1 protein-coding gene is annotated in these 957 nt (G+C 60.8%); it reads right to left on the reverse strand.

All coding sequences use genetic code 11. The features are described from left to right. Positions 1-78: 78 nt before the first annotated feature. A partial coding sequence (locus tag BOA8489_RS20045; RefSeq protein ID WP_217897988.1) for a helix-hairpin-helix domain-containing protein occupies positions 79-957 on the reverse strand: 879 nt, incomplete at its 5' end.

Consider the following 957-nt stretch of genomic DNA (forward strand, 5'->3'; position numbering starts at 1 on the left):
CCGCTCAGGGTTTCCAGCATCCGTTTGATGCGCAGATGCAGTGGAGGGGACTTGGCGGCTGTCATCTGATGGCGCGGGTCAGCCGCGTCGCGCCGAGGCTGCCGCATTCACCTCATAGTGGCGCATGCACGCATCCTCGCGTCCACGGACAACGCGTAACCCGCTGAGGGGGCCATGGTGTTCTGTCACGACCGTGCATTGCCCTTCGCCTTGCCCGTCCAGCTCAAAGTAGACCACAACCCAATCGGTCGTCCGGCCCAGTCGATGGGCGCGAGATGTGTTCGAATAGAGCGCGGTAAAATGCCATGATCCGCGTTCGGTATGCAGAATGGGCAGCCAGGCATCACCTTGCGGATTGAAACGGCGCGGCTGGATCGCGGGCAATTTCCCAGCTTCGGCTTTGGCGCGGTATTCCTTATCGACATCAAGAATTTGCTCGACCGTCGGCACTGCGAACGTGTCAGCGACGGGGCGTGGACGGCGACGGGCCAGGATTTCAGCCAATGCCATCCGGATGCCGGCTATCCGACGCGGTCCCAGACCTTTCAGACCAGCCAAGCGACCGTCGTGGGCTGCAACTTCGAGGTCTTCCAGTGTTTCGAGTCCCAGTTCTTCATGGATGATATGCGCTAGGTGGGGGCCGATCATCGGAACAGACTGAAAAAGCTTTTCAGGGTCGATCGCGCCGCGTAGCCGGTCGATAATGGTCAGCGCGCCGGTCTCAAGCAGCTCCTGGATAGCGCCGGCAATCGACGGACCGATACTTGGCAAATCCTCCAACCCCGCGCGACCGTCGGCGGCAGAGATGTCCCGCAACGGTGTGTCCATACGCGTGATGTACGAGGCCGCGTCGCGGTAAGCCTGAACCCGGAAGGTGTTGGCGTCTTGGTGTTGCAGCAGGTCCGCAACCTCGTTCAGTTTTTGCGCGATGTAGCGGTTTTCGCGGGTCTCATCAGA

Origin of the sequence: Boseongicola aestuarii (assembly GCF_900184815.1) — a bacterium.
Lineage (GTDB): Bacteria > Pseudomonadota > Alphaproteobacteria > Rhodobacterales > Rhodobacteraceae > Boseongicola > Boseongicola aestuarii.